Origin of the sequence: Candidatus Galacturonatibacter soehngenii (assembly GCF_008830185.1) — a bacterium.
GTDB lineage: Bacteria > Bacillota > Clostridia > Lachnospirales > Lachnospiraceae > Lachnotalea > Lachnotalea soehngenii.
In genome coordinates, this window is sequence record NZ_WAGX01000003.1 from 296,829 (window position 1) to 315,167 (window position 18,339).

At 32.5% G+C, this 18,339-nt stretch carries 15 protein-coding genes; 13 read left to right on the plus strand and 2 right to left on the minus strand.

The window, feature by feature from the left end:
* The first annotated feature begins 62 nt into the window (after positions 1–62).
* From F7O84_RS02150 to purB, 7 genes are all read left to right on the plus strand, one after another.
* Positions 63–3,620 carry a DUF5717 family protein gene (locus F7O84_RS02150; RefSeq protein WP_151141357.1) on the plus strand — a complete coding sequence of 1,186 codons (3,558 nt, stop codon included), beginning with the start codon at positions 63–65 and terminating at the stop codon, positions 3,618–3,620.
* Between the two features lie 12 nt (positions 3,621–3,632).
* On the plus strand, positions 3,633–4,925 hold the full coding sequence (locus F7O84_RS02155) for a DUF5716 family protein (protein WP_151141359.1): 1,293 nt from the start codon (positions 3,633–3,635) through the stop codon (positions 4,923–4,925).
* 17 nt (positions 4,926–4,942) lie between these two features.
* Entirely contained in the window at positions 4,943–5,743 is an 801-nt protein-coding gene (locus tag F7O84_RS02160; protein WP_151141361.1) for a hypothetical protein, read from the plus strand.
* A gap of 25 nt (positions 5,744–5,768) precedes the next feature.
* Positions 5,769–6,953, plus strand: coding sequence for an AAA family ATPase (locus tag F7O84_RS02165; RefSeq protein ID WP_151141363.1), 1,185 nt, complete (start codon positions 5,769–5,771; stop codon positions 6,951–6,953).
* 220 nt (positions 6,954–7,173) lie between these two features.
* A complete protein-coding gene (gene purC / locus F7O84_RS02170; RefSeq protein WP_151141365.1) occupies positions 7,174–7,881 on the plus strand; it encodes a phosphoribosylaminoimidazolesuccinocarboxamide synthase in 708 nt (235 codons plus the stop codon).
* 39 nt (positions 7,882–7,920) lie between these two features.
* Positions 7,921–9,366 carry an amidophosphoribosyltransferase gene (purF, locus tag F7O84_RS02175; RefSeq protein WP_151141367.1) on the plus strand — a complete coding sequence of 482 codons (1,446 nt, stop codon included), beginning with the start codon at positions 7,921–7,923 and terminating at the stop codon, positions 9,364–9,366.
* Positions 9,367–9,478: 112 nt separating this feature from the next.
* Positions 9,479–10,912 (plus strand): adenylosuccinate lyase, encoded by a 1,434-nt coding sequence (gene purB / locus F7O84_RS02180; protein ID WP_151141623.1) that lies wholly within the window; start codon positions 9,479–9,481, stop codon positions 10,910–10,912.
* 83 nt (positions 10,913–10,995) lie between these two features.
* Here the strand turns inward: purB and F7O84_RS02185 are convergent, their stop codons facing one another.
* Positions 10,996–12,756, minus strand: coding sequence for a methyl-accepting chemotaxis protein (locus F7O84_RS02185; RefSeq protein WP_151141370.1), 1,761 nt, complete (start codon positions 12,754–12,756; stop codon positions 10,996–10,998).
* Positions 12,757–12,967: 211 nt separating this feature from the next.
* On the opposite strand from F7O84_RS02185, the gene F7O84_RS02190 reads away from it, so the two are divergent.
* The 6 genes from F7O84_RS02190 (at position 12,968) to F7O84_RS02215 (ending at position 18,056) form a co-directional block, all read left to right on the plus strand.
* The gene (locus tag F7O84_RS02190; RefSeq protein ID WP_151141372.1) at positions 12,968–13,852 is read left to right on the plus strand and encodes a LysR family transcriptional regulator; all 885 of its coding nucleotides are present in this window, start codon (positions 12,968–12,970) and stop codon (positions 13,850–13,852) included.
* A 133-nt stretch (positions 13,853–13,985) separates the two neighbouring features.
* Positions 13,986–15,266, plus strand: coding sequence for an adenylosuccinate synthase (locus F7O84_RS02195; protein ID WP_151141374.1), 1,281 nt, complete (start codon positions 13,986–13,988; stop codon positions 15,264–15,266).
* Between the two features lie 278 nt (positions 15,267–15,544).
* Positions 15,545–16,195, plus strand: coding sequence for a GPP34 family phosphoprotein (locus tag F7O84_RS02200; protein ID WP_151141376.1), 651 nt, complete (start codon positions 15,545–15,547; stop codon positions 16,193–16,195).
* A 35-nt stretch (positions 16,196–16,230) separates the two neighbouring features.
* A complete protein-coding gene (locus tag F7O84_RS02205; RefSeq protein WP_151141378.1) occupies positions 16,231–16,485 on the plus strand; it encodes a MerR family transcriptional regulator in 255 nt (84 codons plus the stop codon).
* 100 nt (positions 16,486–16,585) lie between these two features.
* Complete coding sequence (locus F7O84_RS02210) at positions 16,586–17,182, plus strand: HAD family hydrolase (RefSeq protein WP_151141380.1); 597 nt, start codon at positions 16,586–16,588, stop codon at positions 17,180–17,182.
* A gap of 229 nt (positions 17,183–17,411) precedes the next feature.
* Positions 17,412–18,056: a VTC domain-containing protein gene (locus F7O84_RS02215; RefSeq protein ID WP_151141382.1), complete on the plus strand. Its 645-nt coding sequence runs from the start codon at positions 17,412–17,414 to the stop codon at positions 18,054–18,056.
* A 74-nt stretch (positions 18,057–18,130) separates the two neighbouring features.
* Here the strand turns inward: F7O84_RS02215 and F7O84_RS02220 are convergent, their stop codons facing one another.
* The gene (locus F7O84_RS02220; protein WP_151141384.1) at positions 18,131–18,328 is read right to left on the minus strand and encodes a hypothetical protein; all 198 of its coding nucleotides are present in this window, start codon (positions 18,326–18,328) and stop codon (positions 18,131–18,133) included.
* Positions 18,329–18,339 lie beyond the last annotated feature (11 nt).

Below are 18,339 nucleotides of genomic sequence, written 5' to 3' on the forward strand. Positions count from 1 at the left end.
GTGACATTCAGTCATTTCGGGCAAACAAATATTACGAAATAACTAAAGAGCGGGTGAAGGATTTGCGTGAACGAGTAGAGGAACTAGGACGAGGAGATTTTAAAATTAATATACCTAAAATTGAGATTTCTACACCATTAATTGAGATAGATCTTAATGTAGATGAATATTACGAGGGATACTTTTCGCTTAAGAGTTTAAATGCTCATAAAATGAAAGGTATGATCTATACCTCTACCTATCGCATGCAATGTTTGAATACACAGTTTAAAGGAGTAGAAGCAAAGATAATGTTTCGCTTTACGGCGAAAGGAATTTGCGAGGGGAGTAGTGTAAAAGGGAATTTTTACATCATTACGAATGGAGGAGAATTTACACTTCCATTTATCATTAACATAAAAAAGAAAGAAATCCATTCTTCCATTGGTAAAATAAATAATTTATTTCATTTTACCAACTTAGCTGCATCGAATTGGAATGAAGCATTTGAAGTATTTCAATTACCTGAATTTAGAAATATCTTCATTAATAACGACAAAAGATATGAAACACTATATTTGGCACTTACTTCAGGAGCTATCATTACAAAACAGTGTATGGAAGAGTTTTTAGTTGGGATACATAAGAAAAGCCCAATCTTGCTTCACATAAATGAAGCGAGCAAAAGTTTTTATGGACTTGATTGTAATGAAAAGGAAACTATCATTATTCAAAAGAGTGGTTGGGGATATGTACATATAAAAGTGTCTTGTGATTGTGACTTTATTGAAGTGAATAAAGACGCTATTACAACCGATGATTTTATAGGGAGTACCTACTCTTTGGAGTATTACATAAAAAAAGAAAAGTTGCATAGTGGAACGAATTATGGAAGGATATGCATAAGTTGCATTAACAATGAAATAGTATACGAAATTACTGCAACCACCACTAGCAAACATCAAGAACAGCATATACAAAAGACGCAGAAAAAAATTCAAAAAGAAAGTATGCTGGCATTGGTGAATCTTTATATTTCCTACCGATGTAAAAAGACAAACACAAATCCATGGGCAAAAGAATGTATGGGGTATATAAATACCCTTCTTAAAATTGACCCAGATAACATTCAGTACAAATTATTAAAGGCTCAACTGCTAAATATTCAAAAGAAAAGCTACGAAGCTTATGAGATTATTAAGGAATATAGTAAAAGTAAAAAAGAAATAAAAGAAGATGCCAAGCAATATGCCTATTACTTATATTTAACTACCTTTTGGAACAAAGACTCAAGGTACTTACATAAGATTACAGAGGAAGTGAGAGGCATTTACAAAAAGCAAAAAGAATGGCAGATTTTATGGATACTATTATACTTAGATGAAGCACTACACTTAGATCAAGTCGCTAAGTTAAATAGGATTGAAGAACAGTATTTTCATCATGGAAACAGCCCGATCATGTACGTAGAAGCTTATCGTATTATGAAGTCGGATGTATTTTTAATAAAAAAACTTGGTAAGTTTGAAATACAAGTTCTTTTATGGGCGGTTAAAAATAAAGTCCTTACAAAAGATGTTGCATTGCAAACTGCATTTCTTGTTGCCAAAGTTAAAGAATACAATCCTATTTTATTTTATATTCTGTCCTATGCTTACGAAGAATTTCATGAAAAAGAAATTGTAAGTGCTATATGTAGAATCTTAATACTTGGTAACAAAACAGAGGAAGAAATTTTTAAATGGTTTCGTTTGGGAGTGGAACAAGATGTAAGAATTACAAGATTATATGAATATTACATGTACTCTATTCCTATGAACTTTAATGAAACAATTCCAAAGTCAGTTTTAATGTATTTTGGTTATCATAATAATTTAGACTATAAAAAAAGCGCACTTTTATACGAACGAGTGATTAAACAAAGAGATATATATCCAGAAATATTTCAAAATTACAGACGCTCCATTGAAGAGTTTATGCTTGAGCAGCTTATGTTAAAACGCAACAATGAAAAACTAGCATTTATATATGATACAATGCTATCACTTAATAGTATTACGCAAGAGCTTGCAAATGCTATATCTGAAATTATATTTGGATATGAATTGTATTGTGAGAACCCTAAAATAAAAAGTGTTTCAGTTGTTCATAAGCATTTGAAGCAAGAAATGATATATCCAATCATAAATGGTAAGGCATACATACAACTATTTACAAAAGATTATGCGATATCATTTTTAGATCAAGAAGGGAATAGATATGTATTCTCTATTTCCTATCAAATTAAAAATTTAATGGATGAAGCCTTTTATATCAAAAAGTGTTATGATTTTGATGTGAAAAACAAAAACATAAGATTTAATATTTCTCAAAGTCTTATTTCCAGTAATTTGATTACAGAAAGTGATTTGAATAATTTAACGGAAATCCTATTAGATAAAGAGATAAATGATAGCTATAAGGTTTATTTAAGAGGAACCATTATAGGATTTTGTTATGAGCATGAAGATGAAAGTTTAATTGAATATGTAACAAGCCTAGATTTAACGCAGGTAGACTGCTTACAACGATCAAAAGTGATAGAATATTTTATTCTAAACGGAATGCATGAAAGAGCCTTTAAAGAAGTGTGTACTTATGGTTATCAACATATAGCCTTAAAGCATCTTATTAAATTAGTAAGCAGGTTAGTAGACCAATTTAATTTTGAGAAGAATGAAGTTCTACTGGATTTGGCGATTCATGTATTCAATGAGAAAAAATATGATGATAATATATTAAAATATTTAATATTATATTTTAATGGGTCGATAAATAAAATGAGAGATATTTGGAAAGCAGCTTATCGATTTGATGTAGATGCTTATGACCTGGCCGAAAGAATCATCCTTCAGGTTCTATTTACAAATGAATATATCGATGAAACGGATACTATTTTTGAATATTATTATAAAAAGGGATCTAAGTCTCAGATAGCAAAAGCATTTTTAACCTATCACGCATTTTTATTTCTAGTTTCTGACCAAAAGATAGGACGCAAAATTTTTGAATTTATTAAGCGGGAGCAATATGTAGAAGGAATCTTAAATGATACCTGTAGGCTAGCTATGTTAAAACATTATTCTGGATATACGAATTTATCAGTAGAAGACAAAGAATATGTACAAAATGGATTAAGGGAATTTATGAATCGTAAAATATATTTTAAATTTTATGATGAATTTGATGCGGAAATATTAGAGCCTTTTTGCTATGAAGGGAAGTACCTTGTAGAGTACAAATCAGATACCAATGAAGACGTTTATATCCATTATATTCATGAAGATATGTCTGGTAATGGCGAGTATAAGGTAGAAAAAATGCAGCAAAGCTATACTGGCATCTATCATAAGATATTTACCGTTTTTTATGGAGAGGTAGTGCAATATTATATAACCGAAAAAAATAATTCAAAAGATTTGGTTAAAAATGACATCATTTTAAAAAACGATATGAATTTAAAAAATTCAAATACGCGTTATAATATGTTAAATGATATGTCCGTGGCATTGCAATTAAATGATGATGCAACCTTATTAGAACTTATGAATAAATATGCCCAGAATAGTCAAGTGGTTGAACTATTATTTAAAAGCATATAGGAGGAGAGATAAGTGGATAGCAATGATGAATTAAGAAATGAATTACTAATTGGATATGATTTATGCAATGACTATTCACAAATTAGCTATTTTAATTTCGCCCAAAAAGAACCAAAGACAATTAGCACTGCGGCAGGTGAGGAAAAATTTCAAATACCAACTGTTTTATTAAAAAAAGCAGGAATTGATAAATGGTATTTTGGAGAAGAAGCTCTTAAAAAAGCGGATCTAGATAAGCAAGACATGCTAATTCAAAATTTGTTAGAAAAATGCAGCAATCAAGAATTGGTTTTGATTGACGAAAAAGAGTATGAACCAGCGCAACTGTTGACGATATTTATTAAAAAATCATTTGGTTTTCTTTTCTTTGAAGGAATCACAAGCAAAGTTCCAGATGCGATTGTCTTTACTGTTGAGCATATAAATACAAATATAGCAAAGGCGCTAAAGCAAAGTGCAAAAGCGTTAGGGATACCAGAAAGTAATGTATACATACAAGACCATCAGGAAAGTTTTGTTGAATATACGATACATCAAAAAAATGAACTTTGGAATCATCAGGTAATTTTGCTAGATTATGATAAAAATTATCTAAAGGGATACAAATTAAATATAAACACAAAAACAACACCACTTACTTGCAGTGTGACGGCAGAGAATTTTTATCATATCAAACCAATTGCATCAATGTTATTGGAGGAAGAAGACAAAGAAAAGGAATTGGATCTGCTTGTTAAGAAAGAGCTGAAAAATTATTTTGGGATGGAACCAATTTCCTGTATTTTTTTGTGTGGAGAAGGATTCGATGGTGACTGGCCAAAGGAAACACTTCGTTTTTTATGTATGGGAAGACGTGTTTTTCAGGGAAAGAATCTTTATACTAAGGGAGCATGCTATTATGCGGCTAAAAAGCTTCAAAAGTATGAAGTGGAAGAGTATTTATTTTTAGGTGCAAATAAGTTAAAGTACAATATTGGTATTGAAGCTTTTGATAAAGGTGAAAAGATGTATTATTCCTTGTTAGATGCAAATGAAAATTGGTATGATGCAACAAAACAGTGTGAATTCATTTTGGATGATGAATGTATGGTGGAACTAAAACTTACTCCCGTTGACCATAAAGATACAAGAACTGTAATTATTAATTTACATGATTTACCCCAAAGACCGAATCGAACGGTTCGAATTTTATTAGAGATTAAATTTGAATCTATAAACAAAGCTTTGGTTGTTATCAAAGATTTAGGGTTTGGAGAAATCTTTGAAACATCTAAAAAAGTCTGGAATCATGAAATATTTTTATAGGCAAAGGAAGGAACACAATGGGCAGACTAATTTTGTGCCATACCAAAAAGGCAGAAAAACCATATTATGTTAAGGCAATGAATTTAAATTTATATACCTTAGAAGAATTATGTTATTTTTTATATGACAATCTATTTTGGATTGATGAGACGGTCATAAATGATGACCTTTTTGCATGGATTGTAACAGAACTTCAGTTAACTAAGTTAAAAGACTCCTTAGAGGCAAGTCGAGGGAGTATAAAAAATTTTGTTATGCTGATTCTAAAGTATGCAGGTTATGTTTCCCAAGATGACATGGAGGATGCAAGCAGACTTTTAGGAGAACTAGGAGAACAAAGTGATTTTGATAAAACACTTGGAAGAGCCTTACATTTTTTACAATGTAAATTATATGTGGAAGCAATATTAGAATATAAAAAACTTGCTGAGAATAATGAAAATGAGCAAATAGATAAGATATACAATAATATGGGAGTTGCTTACACTGGACTATTTCAATATAAAGAAGCAGCAAGGTGTTTTCAAATAGCATATAAACAAAATCAAGATCAAAACATTTATAAGCACTTTTTATATGCTGTTGCAATGCTACCAAAAGAGGATACATTGGAATTTGAAGAAGATTTGCAAGAGGATTATGTATCGCTTTATCAAAGTGATATGCAAAGAGCCTTAAAAGAGCAAGAGAACAAAAAATTAAGTCAATTATATGAAGTTCTTCGCTACAAAGAAGATAACCAAATTGCTAAGTATTACAAAGGCTTAGAAAATCTCTTGAATGACTGGAAGAAAGAATATATCAAATTTTCAAGTTGAATGATAGATTAGACGGAGGATAAAGATGGGGATATTAGATCGTTTCAAAAGAAAAAAGGTAACGCATGAAGAACAGCTTATGCAAGACATCGATAGTGTACTTCAAGAAAAAAGCTTGTCGATGAGTGAAATTAATATGAACGACAAAGAGCAAAGAGATCAGTATGTGAAATATTGTTGTGATCAGATTAAAGTAGCAAGACAGGATTTATCGGATGCAAAACAAGAGTATAATCTAGTGACAACTTATTTAAGTGATATGCAACAAATTGAAGAACTTCCGCTTAACAATAAAGCCGAAGTCGTAGATTTGGCAAGAGAAATCGTAATGCTAAATGACGAAAGAAAAAATTATCAAAATACGTCTGCTAAAATTACGGATCTACAATATTCACAAATTGAATCAAATGAAGATAATATTCCTTCTGTGCTTGCTGATTTGGAGGCAAGAGAAAAAGAGCAAGCGGTTATTAAAACAGATTTAAATTATCTGGAAGGTGAAAAAACTTCTCTTGCATTTATGAGAAAGGATACCATTAAAAGTCAGAAAAATTTAAAGGCGCTAGCGATTATTACATTGTTTACTATGATTATTACATTTTTGCTTTTGTTTATCTTACAAAACCTTTTTCAGATGGAGGTATCCATAGGGTATTCTTTTGTAGTGTTTGCAGGAGCGATTGCATCCACTGCTATCTTCGTAAAAATCAGATATAATGTAGTAGAATTAAAAAAGTATGAACTGAAAATCAATCGAGCAATTAATTTGCTAAATAGCACAAAAATAAAATATGTAAACGCTACCAATGCCTTGGATTATATTTACCATAAATATAATGTAGGGACTAGCCGTGAACTTGCGTTTTTATGGGAGCAATATCTAAATGCAAAAGCGGAAAGCCAAAAATATAAGTTAAATACTTCTGATTTGGACTACAATAACAAGCAATTGATTCGTATTTTAACAAGATACAAAATAAACGCACCGTCGATTTGGATTCATCAAGCATTGGCTCTTATTGATGATAAAGAGATGGTTGAGGTGAGGCATAATTTAATTGTAAAAAGACAAAACCTTCGTAAGAGAGTGGAGCAAAACACGGAAAAGATCAAAAAAGCAAAAGAAGAAATTACACAGATTGCTTCCAAAAACCCAGAATATATGGATGAAATTGTTGATGTAATTAAATCAGTGGAAGATATAGCTTAGAACAATTAGTATAAGTTATAAGTATTACTTAATAATTTTAATAACATATAACCCTGATTAATAAGGATATCGTATTGCTTTTGAAAATGCATTATATTATAATGCTAATTGAGAGTGCAAATGCATAAGAATGAGCCAAATAATTTGGTTTTGATGCATAAAAACTCTGATATTGTAGACAAAATAATATGATATTCCAAGAAAGACAGGTGGCAAACCAATGAAAAAATTAGAAATGCTTTACGAAGGAAAGGCAAAAAGGGTATATTCAACGGATGCAGATGACATTGTTATTGTTGAGTATAAAGATGATGCAACAGCGTTTAATGGTTTAAAAAAAGGAACGATTGTGGGCAAAGGTGTTGTAAATAACAAAATGACAAATCATCTTTTTGCTTTATTAGAAAAGGAAGGCGTTCCTACTCATTTGGTGGAAGAACTTAGTGATAGAGAAACCGCAGTAAAAAAGGTTGATATTGTTCCATTGGAAGTTATCGTAAGAAATGTATCAGCTGGAAGTTTTTCAAAAAAACTTGGCATTGAAGAGGGAAGACAACTATTAGTGCCAACTCTTGAATTTAGTTATAAAAATGACGAGCTTGGTGATCCATTTATTAATGATTACTACGCTTTAGCACTTGGTTTGGCAACACAGGAAGAAATTGATAAGATAACTGAGCTTGTATTTAAAGTAAACAGCTTTTTATGTAAATATTTTAAAGAACTTGGGATGAAATTGATTGACTTTAAGGTGGAATTTGGCCGATTTAAAGATCAAATTATCCTAGCAGATGAAATTTCTCCAGATACATGTAGATTATGGGATTTAGAAACAAATGAGAAGTTGGATAAAGACCGTTTTAGAAGAGATTTAGGTAATGTTGAAGATGCTTATCAAGAAGTATTAAAGAGACTGGGAATCAGATAAGCCCTTATTACAGGCACTACATGTTAGAAAGGAAATTGAATGAGTAATAGGATACATGAGCAGTATGATTTAGAGGATGAGTTACATGAAGAGTGTGGCGTCTTTGGTATGTATGATTTTGATGGAGGAGACGTTGCATCAACAATATATTATGGTTTGTTTGCTCTTCAACACAGAGGTCAAGAAAGTTGTGGAATTGCGGTAAGCGAGACAGATGGGCCAAAGGGTAGAGTCAGTTCTTTTAAAGGAATGGGACTTGTGAACGAGGTATTTACGCCAGAAACGTTAGAAGGTATGAAGGGTGACATCGGAGTTGGTCATGTGCGTTATTCAACCGCTGGAAGTAGCACAAGAGAAAATGCACAACCATTGGTTCTTAATTATGTAAAAGGTACGTTAGCCTTGGCACATAACGGCAACTTAATCAATGCATTGCAATTAAGGCATGAATTAGAATATACAGGTGCTATTTTCCAAACTACGATTGATTCAGAAGTAATTGCTTATCACATTGCCAGAGAACGATTGAATACCAAATCAGTAGAAGATGCTGTCATTCGTGCAATGAAAAAGATTCAAGGAGCTTATTCCTTAATTGTAATGAGCCCAAGAAAGTTAATTGGGGCAAGAGATCCACATGGATTTAAGCCACTTTGTATTGGAAAAAGAGATAATTCTTATATTATAACATCAGAAAGCTGTGCTTTGGAAACGGTAGATGCTGAATTTGTCAGAGACGTATTACCAGGAGAAGTTGTAACCATAACTCCAGATGGAATCTTTTCCGATACGAGTATGTGTAAGCCGAAAGAAAAAGAAGCAAGATGTATCTTTGAATATATTTATTTTGCAAGACCAGATAGCCATATTGATGGAGTCAGTGTGTATCATTCAAGAATACTTGCAGGAAAATATTTAGCAATGGATTCTCCTGTGGAGGCAGATTTGGTAGTTGGTGTACCTGAATCAGGGAATGCAGCTGCTTTAGGATATTCGTTACAATCTGGAATTCCTTATGGAACTGCCTTTGTAAAGAATGGCTATGTTGGAAGAACCTTTATTAAACCAAAGCAAAGCAATCGTGAATCCAGTGTTCGAGTTAAGCTGAATGTGTTAGCAGAAGCCGTAAAAGGAAAAAGAGTCATCATGATTGACGATTCCATTGTACGAGGAACGACGAGTGATCGTATCGTTGGTATGCTAAAAGAGGCAGGTGCGACAGAGGTTCATGTACGAGTAAGTTCGCCGCCGTTTTTATATCCTTGTTATTTTGGGACAGACATTCCAAGTAGAGAACAGTTAATAGCATATAATCGCTCCGTTGACGATATTAAAAAGGTAATTGGGGCGGATAGTCTTGCTTATTTGGAGATTAATAGACTAGGCGAAATGGTAGAGCAATTACCACATTGTACGGGATGCTTTACAGGAAAGTACCCAATGGATCCACCAACAATTGATATTCGTGGTGAATACCAGAAATAATTTGACGTAGGTTAAAATTAATAATAATATAGATACATGGATAGATTACCCTAGAAAGGGTAATCTATTGTGTTGTTATATCACAGATAATTCAATTACAAAAAGGAGAAAAATCATGACAGATAGATATCAAAGTCCATTATCAGAACGCTATGCGAGTAAAGAAATGCAATACATTTTTTCACCAGATATGAAGTTTCGCACTTGGAGGAGATTGTGGATTGCATTGGCAGAAACAGAGAAAGAATTAGGTCTTGCAATTACACAGGAACAGATAGATGAATTAAAAGCTCATAAAGATGACATTAATTATGAGGTGGCAAAGGAAAGAGAAGCCTTGGTAAGACATGATGTAATGTCACATGTTTATGCATATGGCGTACAATGTCCAAAAGCCAAAGGAATTATTCACCTAGGCGCAACTTCTTGCTATGTAGGAGATAATACAGATATTATTGTTATGGCAGAAGCATTAAAATTAGTAAAAAAGAAGTTAATCAATGTAATCGCAGAGCTTGCTAAATTTGCAGAAGAATATAAGGCTTTGCCAACGCTTGCATTTACCCACTTTCAACCTGCTCAGCCAACTACAGTAGGAAAGAGAGCTACCTTATGGCTACAAGAATTTATGATGGATTTAGAAGATTTAGATTATGTGCTATCAAGTCTTAAACTATTAGGCTCGAAAGGAACCACTGGTACACAAGCAAGCTTTTTAGAGTTATTTGATGGAGACCACGAAACAATTGATAAAATAGATGGAATGATTGCTAAGAAGTTAGGATTTGAAGAGTGCTACGCCGTATCTGGTCAGACTTATTCTCGTAAAGTAGATACCAGAGTATTAAATGTTTTAGCTGGAATCGCTGCGAGTGCACATAAAATGTCAAATGATATTCGTTTACTACAACATCTAAAAGAGATTGAAGAACCATTTGAGAAGAATCAGATTGGATCATCGGCAATGGCATATAAGAGAAATCCAATGAGAAGTGAAAGAATTGCCTCACTTGCTCGATTTGTTATGGCAGATGCTATGAACCCTGCAATTACCTCTGCAACACAATGGTTTGAAAGAACGCTAGATGATTCGGCAAATAAACGCTTAAGTATTCCAGAAGGCTTTTTAGCAACGGATGGAATTTTAGATTTATGCTTAAATGTAGTGGATGGGTTGGTCGTATATCCAAAAGTAATTGAAAAGCGTCTACGTAGTGAACTTCCATTTATGGCAACTGAAAATATTATGATGGATGCAGTAAAGGCAGGCGGAGATAGACAAGAGTTACACGAAAGAATTAGAGAATTGTCTATGGAGGCTGGAAAGAACGTGAAAGTACACGGTCAGGAGAATAATCTGCTTGAATTGATTGCCAATGATCCTGCGTTTAATATGACATTGGACGAATTGGAAAAATCAATGGATCCAGCGAAATATACAGGACGTTCAAAAGAACAGGTGGATACCTTCTTAAAGAATGTTGTAGATCCAGTGTTAAAGAGTAACGCCAAGCTTCTTGGATTAAAGGCAGAGATAACGGTTTAATATAAAAGTGGTTTTACACTACAGCAAAATCCCACTTGGTTATCAAGTGGGATTTTAGTTATTATGCTATATTTCATTTGTATTTAAAGTTCTGCTATCACATTTTTTTGATTGAGTCTAAATTGTTTGGTATTTGCAGCAAGTTCCTCTGCAAGGGTAACAATATCTTCTGTAGCTAAGGTACAATCTGCAACTATCTTACTTAGTTCAATCATTGAAGCAGAGGTTTCTTGTGTACTTGCTGCATTCTCTTGAGCAATAGCGGCAAGGTTTTCTACGCTGTTTAACACTTTTTCCTTCATTTTAGCCAAGTGATTAATTAAGATAGTTATCTTCTTGATAGAATCACCTACTTCGTTGATTTCTCCATCAAGAGTTGTAAACATATCTTTTGTAAGATATAGTTTTTCATTTTGATTCGTAATGTTTTTGGCAACTTGACTCATAGTATTAACACTTGTATTGGAATTGTTAATTAAGTCATTCACAATTGTATTAATCGTATTCGCTGATTCTTTTGACTGATCTGCCAAAATTCTTATTTCCTCTGCAACCACTGCAAAACCTCTACCGTGTTCCCCAGCTCTTGCTGCTTCAATGCTAGCATTTAAAGAAAGAAGATTTGTCTGACTTGCAATATCAGCAATTAAATCAGTAGCCGCTTGTATCTGTAGCGCAGACTGATTGGTAATGTTGGTTTGTTCTTGAACAACATCAACGGATTCCTTTGTTTTTTGGCTGATTTCTAATAATTCTGATAATGTAGAATTTGCAGTTGTATTTAATTCAGTCATTTTTTGTGCATTTGCGGTAAGTGATTCTACATTTGAAAAAGCAAAGTCGATGGCTTTTCCTATATTCGTCATTTCGTTATTCGCCTTTTGGGTTTCATCCGCCTGTGAGGTAGCTCCATTTGCAATTTCATCCACAGCAGTATCAATGTTATCAATGGATTCACTGATTGCAGCAAAAGAAGCTTTGAATTTTCCTGAAAATTCTGCAAGTGAATCAGCGGTTGATAATATTTTATGTAATATATCTGTAAATGAATGGATTAATGACTGTAGGGAGCGTGAAATATCCCCAATCTCATCACTTCTTGTGAGTAATTTGCTTTGTACATCTTCATCCAAATCTCCGTTTGCTAGTTTGTTAACATGAACGACAATACCACTGATTGCCTTTACAATTAATCCTACAAAGAAAATTCCAAGTATAAGTGATATGAGAAGTACCACTGCTGCAATAATTATGTTTTGAACGATGCTTTTATTTATACTAGTAACTGTTTGGGCACGTGGTAAGCCAGCGAATAACATACCGATGATTTCATTGGTGCTTGGCTGATATAATGGAATATAGTATCCATAATAACTTTGTCCATTAATGGTTATATTAGTATCAAAATAGGATTCACCTTTGCCAAGTACAGCTTTAATTACTTTATCATTTGCTTTTGTACCAATAATGCGAGAGCCGTCCGATTGCTTTAAACTGGTTTCCACACGGGTATCGCCATAGAAAATAGTACTATCTACATTTGTGTTTTGCTTAAAATGATCAAGAGTATCTAGAATGTCAGAAACATCTTTTCCACCCTTGTATAGAATTCCGCTTTCATACGTAAGGTCGCCAGTTCCATAGGAAGACAATGTGGTCTCTAAAAAGTAAACACCTGTATTCAATTCATGATGAATCAAACTGTTCGATAATGAAGTCATTTTAGTGGTGCTAGAAATAATAGTGACTATGGATTGTAAAAGAAGAGGAATTACAATAATGATTAACATTTTAATAATTATTTTAATTCCTTTTCTTTGTTTTTGTGTCATTTTTTCTTTCATAATATTACTCCTTTGTGATGATAAATGATATATGTACTAAGTAAGTTATAAAACGATACTCTGTATATGGTATAATATTTTATTATAATGATATTTGACAAATTTTGCAATAAAATTGTGTAAAATTAATTTGCTTTTGACTAATTACAAGCATCTATCAATCATGTTATATATAACTCATCGTACAAAAGCGTGGAAGAAAGGATTTAGCATGGATATTAATTTAGATTATTATAAAATCTTTTATTTTGTAGGAAAATTCCAAAGTATTTCAAAAGCTGCGGAACAGCTATCCATATCACAACCTGCTGTTAGCCAGTCAATTAAACAACTTGAAAGTGCAATCGAAGCTCCTTTATTTATCCGCACCTCAAAGGGGGTTCGTTTCACCTCAGAAGGAGAAGTGTTGTTTTCTTATGTAAAAAGAGGGTATGAATCCATTATTTTGGGAGAAAATAAAGTGAAAGAAATGCTTAATTTACAATATGGTGAAATTAGAATTGGAGCTAGTGATATGACACTTCAATTTTATTTGTTACCAATATTAGAGAAATTTCATGAATTGTATCCTAAAATCAAAGTCACTGTTACAAACGGACCGACACCTGAAACGTTGAATTTTTTACAAGAAGGCAAAATAGATTTTGGCGTAGTAAGTTCTCCTGTTACTATCAAACAAGGTATTAAAAGAAATGAAGTAAAAGAAATAGAAGATATATTTGTTGCAGGGTCAAAGTTTAGTTATTTAAAAAATCAGATACTCGAGTATAAGCAATTAGAGAAATTACCAATTATTTGTCTGGAAGGAAATACAAGTACCAGGACATATGTTGATTCTTATCTATGGAGCAAAAATGTAGTGTTAAATCCAGAATTTGAACTTGCAACCAGTGAAATTATAGTCCAATTTGCATTACGAAACCTTGGTGTGGCGAGCGTAGTAAGAGATTTTGCTCGCAAATATCTTGAAAGAGAAGAGTTAATCGAGTTAAAATTTAGTGAGACAATTCCAAAAAGAAACTTTTGTATTGTAACAGATGATAATAATCCATTGTCCTCTGCTGCACAAAAATTTATAGATATGATAGTGATATAATTAATAATTATACCTAATATAAATGATATTGATTTTACTTATGAAAGTGAATGTAGTATAATCAAATGGTTGAAATAAGTTTGATACTTATTTTATTCAAATAAGCGAAATACAAATGCTAGGAGGATATATCATGGTTAATGCAGTAGTTGGAGCAAATTGGGGAGACGAAGGTAAGGGTAAAATTACGGATATGCTCGCAAAAGAGGCTGATATCATTGTACGTTTTCAAGGAGGAGCAAATGCAGGTCATACAATCGTGAACAATTATGGGAAGTTTGCATTACATACGCTTCCATCTGGTGTGTTTTATGAGCATACAACGAGTGTAATTGGAAATGGTGTTGCTCTTAATGTACCACTTCTTTTTAAAGAGGTTCAAGGACTTGTAGAACGAGGTGTACCAGCGCCAAAGCTTTTAGTATCTGACCGTGCTCAGATTGTTATGCCATACCATATTCTCTTTGACCAATATGAAGAAGAACGATTAGGGGGAAATTCTTTTGGTTCAACCAAATCAGGGATTGCACCATTTTATTCAGATAAGTATGCTAAGATTGGATTTCAAGTGAGTGAGTTATTTGATGAGAAAACCTTGAAAGAAAAACTTGAGCGTGTTTGTGCAACGAAAAATGTATTGTTAGAGCATTTATATCATAAACCAAAGTTAGACACACAAGAAATATTTGAAGAATTAATGAGATATAAGGAAATGGTAGCGCCTTATGTATGTGATGTATCCTTATATTTATGGAACGCAATTGCAGAAGGTAAAAATATCTTACTAGAAGGCCAGTTAGGCTCATTAAAGGACCCAGATCATGGAATATATCCAATGGTAACATCTTCCTCGACACTCGCTGCATATGGAGCAATTGGAGCAGGAGTGCCTCCATATGAGATTAAGAAGATTATTACCGTTTGCAAGGCGTATTCTAGTGCAGTTGGAGCAGGTGCGTTTGTTAGTGAGATCTTTGGTGAAGAGGCAGATGAGTTAAGAAGACGTGGAGGAGATGGTGGTGAATATGGTGCTACTACTGGACGTCCAAGACGTATGGGGTGGTTTGATGTCGTTGCATCAAAGTATGGTTGCAGAATTCAAGGAACGACAGATGTTGCATTCACAGTAGTGGATGTATTGGGATATTTAGATGAGATTCCAGTATGTATCGGATATGAAATAGATGGAAAGATTACAACTGATTTCCCAACCACTTCCCTCTTAGAGAAGGCTAAGCCAGTAATTGAAGTATTGCCTGGATGGAAGACTGACATCAGAGGAATCAAAAATTACGAGGATTTACCTGAAAATTGTAGAAAATATATAGAATACATTGAAGAAAAAATTGGATTCCCTATTACTTTAATCTCCAATGGGCCTGGAAGAGATGATATTATATATAGAAATAAATAGGTATATATAAATCAATGGGAGAACGCTTCGTTCTCAAGCTTTCCGCTTTCATAAAGTGATTGTTTAAAGTCTAAATGCTCTGTCACATATGGCAGAGCATTTTTAGTTGGAGTAAATCGTCAAAAATAATTAATCTGGCGTTGGAAACAAGAACAAATTTCTATGACTTTGTTATTCAAGTAAATAGATAAAAAGGATTGACATTCATAAAAGAATAGCATACTATAAGTAGTAAGTAGTAAGTAGTAAGTAGTAAGTGAAAGTGAAAGGAGAACTTTATGTCAGATTTATCTTATACTCAAGAATTTTTACTCTGTATTTTAAAACCACAAGGTACGATTCCTACTTTTTATTCAACTCAAATTTCAACTTGTCTTGTGGCAGGGGGGATTTTAGAATTATTGAATCTTAATGTAATTTCAATCAATGATAAGAAAAAAATAGTTGTAAACAATGGTACCACCTTAGAGAAGGAATATTTAAGACCACTTTATCAAGTGATTTGTAATAGCAAAAAGAAAGATGTAAAAGATATTGTATCTCGATATATATTTGGAACGGGCAAGTTATTAAATGAATATATCAAATCGCTAAGTATCCCTATGGTGAAAGAGAATCTTATTTCATTAGAGACAGGTGGAGTGTTTAAGACAAAAACTTTATATATACCAAATGAAGAGAGTGTACTAAGAGTGGTTGAAAAAATAAGAGCAGAGTTTTTAGAAGGAGGTCCAGTTAGTAACGAGACCATAATTCTTGGAGCATTACTTTATAAAAGCAGTGCTATTAAAAGGTATTTTTCACAATACGAATCAGATATTTTAAAAAATAGATTGAATGAAGTTAAAAAAAGTAAAGAAGGTTCTTTCATAAAAGAAATGGTTGATTATATTGAGGCTTTGATTTCAGTAATTGGATTCATCGGATAATCGATCTAATAGATAGGAAAAGAGGTGACAACAGCTTGTCAAGGCAAAGAAGTCAAGAAGTAATAGAAACTGCTGAGTTTGTGACTATTGGAGAATTAGTAAGACTTACAGGAATACGTTATAGCACTCTTAAATATTATACAGAAGAGGGAATGTTACAATATGAGCAAGAAGAAGAGAACTTGACACGTAGATATAAAAGAGTTGAGACTATGGAGAGAATTATGTTTATTAAGAAAATGAAAGCGACAGGTTTGCCTATTGTAAAGATTAAAGAGATGATGAAATAATTTATCTTATCTATAGAGATTATCTATGATGCATCATATAAGCAGGTGAAAGCAACTGTCTATATGGAAAAAAATGAATGAAAAATAGGAGGAGCTTGATTTGATTAATACAATTGTTTTTGATGTGGGAATGGTACTGGTACACTTTAGATGGAAAGAATATATGGAAGAATTTAATTTTCCAGAACATGTGAAAAATGCAGTAATTAAGGCAACCTTTCAAAGCAAGGAGTGGAATGAGTTTGATCGAAGTATACTAACGGATGATGAAATCATCCAATCCTTCATACAAAATGCGCCTGCGTATGAAAAAGAAATCAGACAAGTGATTGCCAATCTTGGCAACACAATTGTTACGTATGATTACACAAAATCATGGATAAAAGAGTTAAAAGAAGCAGGTTTTCGTATCTTTATCCTATCAAACTATGCGAGAATGACATATGAATTGACAAGAAAACAATTAGATTTTATAGAAGCGTGTGATGGAGCATTGTTTTCATTTGAAGTCAATGCAATTAAACCAGAGGCAGAGATTTTTCATATACTCACGAAGAAATTTGACATTGAACCTAAAAACGCTGTTTTTTTAGATGACAATATTGATAACATAGAAGCAGCAAAAGCATTAGGTTTTTCAACAATTCACTTTACCTCAAAGGAAAAAGCAGTCGAAGAATTAGAAAAACTTTTATAATAAAAAGTTAGAAAAAATTTATGCTAATTTTAATAAAATCGTCAAAAGTTGGACACGAAGTCTTCATATATATTTATTATAATGTAACTTATTGAAAGATATAGCTTTAGAGCTATGATAAAAAACAAAGAATAAGTTGGAATAAAATAAAAATACTTGAATATAATTTAATTTGTAGGAACTTTATGGGGTTCTATTGTAGTAGTATAAGTATGAATGGAGGCTTTTTATGAAGTATATCATGTATAATGAAGAAAATAATGTGCTTCACTATGATGAATACGAGATGATTCGAGAAAAAATACGAGAAAAGCATAAAAAAGAAGGAAAGGAAATTGCGGTTAGAAAAGTTAAATTTGTTGAGAATATGTACAAAGCGTATCAGGAAGAAGAGGTACCGAATAAACCTTCTTTTAGTTTATGTATGAGAATGGAAGAGATTTCTACATACTATTTGGAAAAGAAAAGCAAACAAAATGGTGTTATTTATAAAGCGTTCGTTGATTTAACCAAAGAAGAATGTGAAAGCATATTATCTGGCAAGATAGAATGGTTAAAAAATAGTAAGAAATCATTGCTAAATGAGTTTTATTTATACTTAACGATCAATCACTTAGAGCCCTCTACAGTGAGAGAATATAAAAGAGTGGTATACGATAAACCAGGCAAATTTTGTATTGTTTTTAATGAAGAAAAGAAGAGAGCAGTAGATCGTTATGCTAGCTTATTAGATGAGGCGATACAGATGTTTGATTGCCTAAGCTGTGATAAAGTAGAGATGAGTTATAAGAAAATAATTAAAATTCCTAGAGCACTAAATAATATTTTAAATATTTCCAATGAACCTTCTTATGAGTTAGCATTTTCACTTTAGCAACAAGAGATTCATAAATAAAAAGAAAACGGAGTCTAATGTATTCCGTTTTCTTTTTATTTGCAAGAAGCTATTTATTTTTTTAGATACTTATAAATTAATAAATAAGCATATAGTAACGCTGGGACAACGATAGTTGAATAAAGAGAAATCTTAAACCAATTTGCGGCACCATCAAAGTCCAATAAGGCAAAGACGAAAGTCATGATATATAGCCCTATTAAAATCACAATACCAATGAGCGAGAGAACTTGTTTTAGCTTTTTATTCATAAATCAGCCTC

Bases quoted from the DNA above. Each gene is read 5' to 3' on its own strand.
- F7O84_RS02190 (WP_151141372.1), top strand. From the start codon at position 12,968: ATGGATATTAATTTAGATTATTATAAAATCTTTTATTTTGTAGGAAAA.
- F7O84_RS02165 (WP_151141363.1), top strand. From the start codon at position 5,769: ATGGGGATATTAGATCGTTTCAAAAGAAAAAAGGTAACGCATGAAGAA.
- F7O84_RS02220 (WP_151141384.1), bottom strand. From the start codon at position 18,328: ATGAATAAAAAGCTAAAACAAGTTCTCTCGCTCATTGGTATTGTGATT.
- purF (WP_151141367.1), top strand. From the start codon at position 7,921: ATGAGTAATAGGATACATGAGCAGTATGATTTAGAGGATGAGTTACAT.
- F7O84_RS02215 (WP_151141382.1), top strand. From the start codon at position 17,412: ATGAAGTATATCATGTATAATGAAGAAAATAATGTGCTTCACTATGAT.
- F7O84_RS02185 (WP_151141370.1), bottom strand. From the start codon at position 12,756: ATGAAAGAAAAAATGACACAAAAACAAAGAAAAGGAATTAAAATAATT.
- F7O84_RS02200 (WP_151141376.1), top strand. From the start codon at position 15,545: ATGTCAGATTTATCTTATACTCAAGAATTTTTACTCTGTATTTTAAAA.
- purC (WP_151141365.1), top strand. From the start codon at position 7,174: ATGAAAAAATTAGAAATGCTTTACGAAGGAAAGGCAAAAAGGGTATAT.
- F7O84_RS02160 (WP_151141361.1), top strand. From the start codon at position 4,943: ATGGGCAGACTAATTTTGTGCCATACCAAAAAGGCAGAAAAACCATAT.
- F7O84_RS02195 (WP_151141374.1), top strand. From the start codon at position 13,986: ATGGTTAATGCAGTAGTTGGAGCAAATTGGGGAGACGAAGGTAAGGGT.